The organism is Pseudomonas sp. 24 E 13 (assembly GCF_900004715.1).
GTDB classification, from domain to species: Bacteria; Pseudomonadota; Gammaproteobacteria; order Pseudomonadales; family Pseudomonadaceae; genus Aquipseudomonas; species Aquipseudomonas orientalis_A.
This window is the reverse complement of record NZ_CVTO01000126.1, coordinates 151,338-157,148: the sequence shown is the minus strand read 5'-3', so window position 1 is coordinate 157,148 and position 5,811 is coordinate 151,338. Positions and strand designations below refer to the sequence as shown.

General features: G+C 63.6%; 5 protein-coding genes. 1 reads left to right on the top strand and 4 read right to left on the bottom strand.

Annotation, left to right across the window (positions count from 1 at the left end):
• Window positions 1–81: 81 nt before the first annotated feature.
• The 3 genes from maiA to hmgA are packed head-to-tail and all read right to left on the bottom strand — an operon-like array spanning window position 82 to window position 3,303.
• Window positions 82–717, bottom strand: coding sequence for a maleylacetoacetate isomerase (gene maiA / locus BFP90_RS16205; protein ID WP_065897369.1), 636 nt, complete (start codon window positions 715–717; stop codon window positions 82–84).
• A gap of 12 nt (window positions 718–729) precedes the next feature.
• Entirely contained in the window at window positions 730–2,016 is a 1,287-nt protein-coding gene (gene fahA, locus BFP90_RS16200) for a fumarylacetoacetase (RefSeq protein ID WP_065897367.1), read from the bottom strand.
• 3 nt (window positions 2,017–2,019) lie between these two features.
• Window positions 2,020–3,303: a homogentisate 1,2-dioxygenase gene (hmgA, locus tag BFP90_RS16195; RefSeq protein WP_065895339.1), complete on the bottom strand. Its 1,284-nt coding sequence runs from the start codon at window positions 3,301–3,303 to the stop codon at window positions 2,020–2,022.
• A 118-nt stretch (window positions 3,304–3,421) separates the two neighbouring features.
• On the opposite strand from hmgA, the gene BFP90_RS16190 reads away from it, so the two are divergent.
• The gene (locus tag BFP90_RS16190) at window positions 3,422–4,201 is read left to right on the top strand and encodes an IclR family transcriptional regulator (RefSeq protein WP_065897365.1); all 780 of its coding nucleotides are present in this window, start codon (window positions 3,422–3,424) and stop codon (window positions 4,199–4,201) included.
• Window position 4,202: 1 nt separating this feature from the next.
• Here the strand turns inward: BFP90_RS16190 and dacB are convergent, their stop codons facing one another.
• Window positions 4,203–5,660 (bottom strand): D-alanyl-D-alanine carboxypeptidase/D-alanyl-D-alanine endopeptidase, encoded by a 1,458-nt coding sequence (gene dacB, locus BFP90_RS16185; RefSeq protein WP_065897364.1) that lies wholly within the window; start codon window positions 5,658–5,660, stop codon window positions 4,203–4,205.
• Between the last annotated feature and the right edge of the window lie 151 nt (window positions 5,661–5,811).

The window sequence follows — 5,811 nt, the reverse complement described above, 5'->3', positions numbered from 1 at the left end:
ACATCCTGGTCGGCCCAGAGGCCGCCATCGGGGGCAAGTCGAATCGTCGCACCGCCCCTCCCACATTTGGCCCCATGCAGCCTATGGCGTGTCAGGCTGGTTGGCCGGATGGGCCTGCATGAAGGCCGGACGCTGCGCCGCCAACGCCGCCACTCGCCCAATACGCGGGTACGCACCCAACGGCACGTTGAAACGTTCGGCGGCATACAACTGGGGAATCAGAAACGCATCCGCCAAGCCCGGCTGCTCGCCAAAGCAGAATCCTGTGTCGCCAATCAACTGCTCCACCGCGCCCAGGCCCTGGCTGATCCAATGCCCAATCCACTCCAGCAATTGCTCCTCATCGTGACCCCACTGGCGCAGCAGATTCTGGGTACTGGAGTTATGCAACGGATGGATATCGCAGGCAATGATCGACGCCACCGCGCGTTCATGGGCTCGAACGACCAGGTCTTTGGAAAGCAACGGCGCCTGTGGATAACACTCCTCCAGGTACTCGATGATCGCCTGTGACTGGATCAGCAGCGCCCCCTCATCGCTGCGCAAGGCCGGCACGCGCCCTTGCGGATTGATCGCCAGGTACTCGGGCTGGCGATTGGCGCCGCCGGCCGGCACCAGCAGATTGACCGGCACCGCAGTGAAATCCAGGCCCTTGAGCGCCAGGGCGATGCGCACCCGGTACGACGCGGTAGAACGGTAGTACGTATACAGTTCCATGACCCTGCCCTCTCAGCGCGCGGCGACCACGGTACCGCGGCATTCACCGAAACCGATGGAGGCGAAGCCTTCACGATGGCAGCGGGCACGCAGGATGATTTCATCACCGTCTTCGAGGAACTTACGCACCTCGCCGGATGCCAACTCAATCGGCTTTTTGCCGCCTTCGGTGATTTCCAGCAGGCTGCCGAACTGCCCCGGCTGCGGGCCCGACAAGGTCCCCGAACCAAACAGGTCACCGGCTTGCAATTGGCAACCGTTGACGCTGTGGTGCGCCACCATTTGCGCCACGGTCCAATACATATGCTCGGTGTTGCTCAAGGTCAGGCGATGGGCCGGCAGGTTCTGTTCACGCATTGATGCGGTGGTCAGCAGCACTTCCAACTCGATATCGAAGGCGCCGGCCTTCTGGTCGCGAACGTCCAGCAGGTACGGCAACGGCTGCGGATCGCCTGCGGGACGCGGCGGTTGCGCCTTGCGAAATGGCTCCAGCGCTTCGGCCGTCACCACCCATGGCGAGATGCTGGTGATGAAGCTCTTGGAAAGAAACGGCCCGAGCGGCTGGTATTCCCAGGCCTGGATATCCCGCGCCGACCAGTCGTTGAGCAGGCAGAAACCGGCAATATGTTCGGCCGCGTCGCCAATGGCAATCGCGTCGCCCATGGCATTGCCCTGGCCGATCCAGATACCCAGTTCCAACTCATAGTCCAGGCGCGCGCAGGGGCCGAACGTCGGCTCGGTCTGGCCGGCGGGCAAGGTCTGGCCTTTGGGGCGACGCACCTCGGTGCCCGAGGGGCGAATGGTCGAGGCACGGCCGTGGTAACCAATCGGCACGTACTTGTAGTTGGGCAATAGCGGGTTGTCGGGACGGAACAGTTTGCCGACGTTCTGCGCGTGTTCAATGCCCACATAGAAGTCGGTGTAGTCATTGATCCTGGCCGGCAGGTGCATCTGGCAATCGGCGGCACGGTGCAACACCTGCGCTTCACGGGTTTGCAACGTGCTGCCTTCGGCCAGCAATTCCAGCAGGCGCTCGCGCAGAGCCAAGCGGGGGCCGCGGCCGAGTTCGAAAAAGCCGTTCAATTGGCCACCGGCGGTGGCTTCTACCGCTCGCCGGGCGTCACCGTCGAACTGGTCCAGTGCCGCGTGCAGGTCGAGAACCGCGTCGCCAATCGCCACGCCACTGCGCGGCGCCGAGCCATTGATGCTGAACACACCCAGCGGCAGGTTCGGCAGGGGAAAGTCCGCGTGACCGTTGGCCGAGGCCACCCAGCTGCGGGTCTGCGTTGGTTGAGTCATGGGTTATCTCCGATTCGGATTGAAGGTGGCGGGCAGCGCGGCCCAGCACGCGTCGTAAGAAGGCTGCAATTGCGGGCATTGCAAGGCGAACTGGGTGGGACGCAGCACCTGGCTGGTCTCGAACATGAAGGCCATGGTGTTATCGATCTTGTGCGGTGCCAGCTCGGCATTGATCGCCCGTGTGCAGGTTTCGCCATCCGGGCCATGGGCGCTCATGCAGCTGTGCAACGACGCGCCACCGGGCAGGAAACCCTCGGCCTTGGCATCGTAGGCGCCCTGGATCAGGCCCATGTATTCGTTCATCAGGTTGCGGTGGAACCACGGTGGCCGGAAGGTGTTCTCGGCGACCATCCAGCGCGGCGGGAAGATCACGAAGTCGAGGTTGGCCAGGCCATGCACGCTGGTGGGCGAGGTCAGGACGGTGAAGATCGACGGGTCCGGGTGATCGAAGCTCACCGTGCCGAGGGTGTTGAAGCGGCGCAGGTCGTACTTGTACGGCACGTTGTTGCCGTGCCAGGCGACCACGTTGAGCGGCGAATGGTCGAGCTCGCAGGCCCACAGCTCGCCGAGGAATTTCTGCACCAGGGTGGTCGGTTGCTTGCGGTCTTCGTAGTGCGCGACCGGCGTCAGGAAGTCGCGCGGGTTGGCCAGGCCGTTGCTGCCGATCGGGCCAAGGTCCGGCAGGCGCAGCGGCGCGCCGTGGTTTTCGGCGACGTAGCCGCGTGCCTGGGCGTCGAGCAGTTCGACGCGAAATTTGAGACCTCGTGGCAACACCACAATTTCCAGCGGCTCGACTTCCAGTACGCCCAGCTCAGTGACGATACGCAACCGGCCCTGTTCGGGCACGATCAACCATTCGCCGTCGGCGTTGAAAAACACCCGCTCCATCGACCGATTGGCGCGGTAGTGGTAAATGCTGATCCCTGAGGGTTTTTCCGACCCGGCGTTGGCGACCATCCCTGCGAGCCCGTCGATAAAGTCGGTCGGCTCAGCTGGAACTTCCAACGGGTTCCAGCGCAACCGGTTGGGCGTCACAGCGCCCAGCGGCCCACCGGCCAATTGCCGCTCCAGCTTGATAAAGGCCGGGTGATTGGCCGACGGCTGGATGCGGTACAGCCAGGTACGCCGCGCTTCGCTGCGCGCCATGGTGAACGCGGTGCCGGAGAACAGTTCGGTGTACAGCCCGTAGGGCGCTTTCTGCGGCGAGTTCTGGCCAACGGGCAGTGCGCCAGGCAAGGCTTCGCTGGCAAATTCGTTGCCAAAGCCCGACAGGTATTCGAGGTTCATGGAGCGTCCTCTGGGTCAGTTGTTTTTATCGTAATCCAGTTACGCATAACGTAATTTGATCGCCAGGGAGCGTCAAGCTATAAAGACGCCCACTTATCTTTCGGATTCTCGCTCTCCCATGGAAAAGCCCCGCGACACCGGTAAACAGAAAGTCCGCTCGGCTGAGGTGGGCACCGATATCCTCAAGGCATTGGCACAACTGTCGCCGTCCACGTCATTGTCGCGCCTGGCCGACCATGTGCAGATGCCGGCGAGCAAGGTGCACCGCTACTTGCAGGCGCTGATCGCGTCGGGCTTTGCCGAACAAAACCCCGCCACCAACCACTATGGCCTGGGCCGCGAAGCGTTGCGCGTGGGCCTGGCGGCGCTGGGCAGCATGGATGTGCTGAAGGTCGGCGCACTGCCGCTGGCGGAGCTGCGCGATGAGTTGAATGAAACCTGCTTTCTGGCGGTGTGGGGCAATCAGGGCGCGACCGTGGTGCAGATCGAGCCGGCGGTGCGCGCCGTCACGGTGGTGACGCAGTTGGGGTCGGTATTGCCGCTCTTGAGCTCGTCCACCGGGCTGGTGTTCAGCGCCTACCTGCCGTCGCGGGAGACCGTGGACTTGCGTGAGCGCGAGATACAGGCCGGTACCGCCCACGCCTTGGCGGACGATGTGGCCTACGCCACCCTGCGCGAACAGATCCGCAGCCGTGGCCTGCACTTTGTGCATGGCTTGCTGATGCCTGGGGTGGATGCGTTATCAGCGCCCGTGTTCAACGCGACCGGGCACGTGGCGGCGGTCATGACCGTGGTCGGTCCCACCTCGCTGTTCCACGCCGATGAAGACGGCCCGGCGGCGCAGCATTTGCTGGCGGCGACCCGGGCCGTGAGTTGGCGCATGGGCTATCAGCCCTGAATCAGTCGTCCCAGCGCGACAGCGCCACTGCCACACGATCTTCCAGCGTCTTGACCTGCGCGCCGGCCACCACGTAGTTGTTGGTCAGCATAGAGAACAGCAACCTGCGCCCGTGGGCATCGGTCACGTAGCCGCTCAATGAGGAAACACCGGTCATGGAGCCGGTCTTGGCGTGCAAATTGTTTTCGGCCGGGGTGCCGCGCAGGCGATAGCCGAGGCTGCCACCGGTCATGCGGTCAGTGTTGCCGGCAATCGGCAGTGCGTCGTACCAGGCGGTGAACCACGGCTGTTTGCCGGCGGCCAGCAGCAGGTCGGTGAAGGTTTGCGACGACACCAGATTGCGCCGCGACAGGCCGGAGCCGTCGACCTGGCTGAACGTGGCGGTGTCCAGCCCCTGGCGTTTGAGAAAGCCGGCCACGGCCAACGCACCCGCCGCCGCCGTGCCGCTGTTGGCGGTCTGGCGCCCCATGGCCTTGAGCAAGGCTTCGGACATGTTGTTGTTCGAGAGTTTGAGCAGCGGCACGATCAACGCCTGCAACGGCGCCGATTGGTGCTCGGCCAGCATCGTCACCGCCGCCGGGCTCGCCCCGCGCATTACGCGACGACCCTGCACCGTAATGCCCTGTTGCGCCAAGGCTTGTTCAAACAGATTGGCCACCAGTTGTGTCGGCTCCCAGACGCTGATCAGCTGCTGATTCTGCCGTCCCGCTGCCACCGCGCCGCTGAGCTGCAACAGGTTGGTGCCATGCCGGCGATTGATCCCATAGCTGTTACCCGGCCCACTGACGGCGCGATTGCTCAATTGGAGGTAGTCGGTGGGCGGATAGATATCGACACTCACGGGCTGGCCAACCCGCACCGGCGCCTTGGCGGTGACCAACACGCTGCCGGCATCAAAATCCGTATTGGGCGACACCGTCAGCGCGGAAATCTGCGCGCCGTAGTAGGTGGTTTCATCATCATGGGACCAGTCGACCCCCAGCCGCTCGGCATCGAACCAGGTATCGTCGAACACCAGGTCGCCCTGCACCTGGCGCACGCCCTGGCTGGCCAGTTGCGCCGCCAGCGCCTGATAGTCGGCGTACTGCAGGGTCGGGTCGCCCAGGCCGCGCAGGTAGAGATTGCCGGTAAGATGATCGCCCTGGCGGGTGCCATCGCTCAACAGTTGCGTGGCGAAGCGGTATTGCGGGCCCAGCACATCCATCGCTGCGGCGGTGGTCAGCAGTTTGAGGTTGGAGGCGGGCACCAACCGTGTACGGGGGTTGTGCTGGTAGAGCGTGGCGCCAGTGCGGGCGTCGCGCACCATCAGCGAGACCGTCGCGCCTTGCAATGCCGGGTCGCTCAACAGCTTATCCAGGGTTGCCGGAGTGGAGGTCTGGGAAACGCTGGCGCAGCCGCCCAGTAAAAAGCTCAAGCCGACCAGCAGGGTGCTGGTGTGTAACCATTTTGCGAAATGCATCAGTCGCGTTTTCCGTAAGCATCGAATGTCCGCAACGCTAACAGCTCAGGTGCCAATGTGGGAGGGGGCTTGCCTCCGATGGCCATAGGTATCTACACAATTTTGGTGCGACACCGCACCTGTGGCGAGGGAGCTAACGCGTATCTACCTG

Excerpts from the sequence above, each read along its gene's own strand:
- maiA (WP_065897369.1), bottom strand. The coding sequence starts at position 717 with ATGGAACTGTATACGTACTACCGTTCTACCGCGTCGTACCGGGTGCGC.
- fahA (WP_065897367.1), bottom strand. The coding sequence starts at position 2,016 with ATGACTCAACCAACGCAGACCCGCAGCTGGGTGGCCTCGGCCAACGGT.
- hmgA (WP_065895339.1), bottom strand. The coding sequence starts at position 3,303 with ATGAACCTCGAATACCTGTCGGGCTTTGGCAACGAATTTGCCAGCGAA.
- BFP90_RS16190 (WP_065897365.1), top strand. The coding sequence starts at position 3,422 with ATGGAAAAGCCCCGCGACACCGGTAAACAGAAAGTCCGCTCGGCTGAG.
- dacB (WP_065897364.1), bottom strand. The coding sequence starts at position 5,660 with ATGCATTTCGCAAAATGGTTACACACCAGCACCCTGCTGGTCGGCTTG.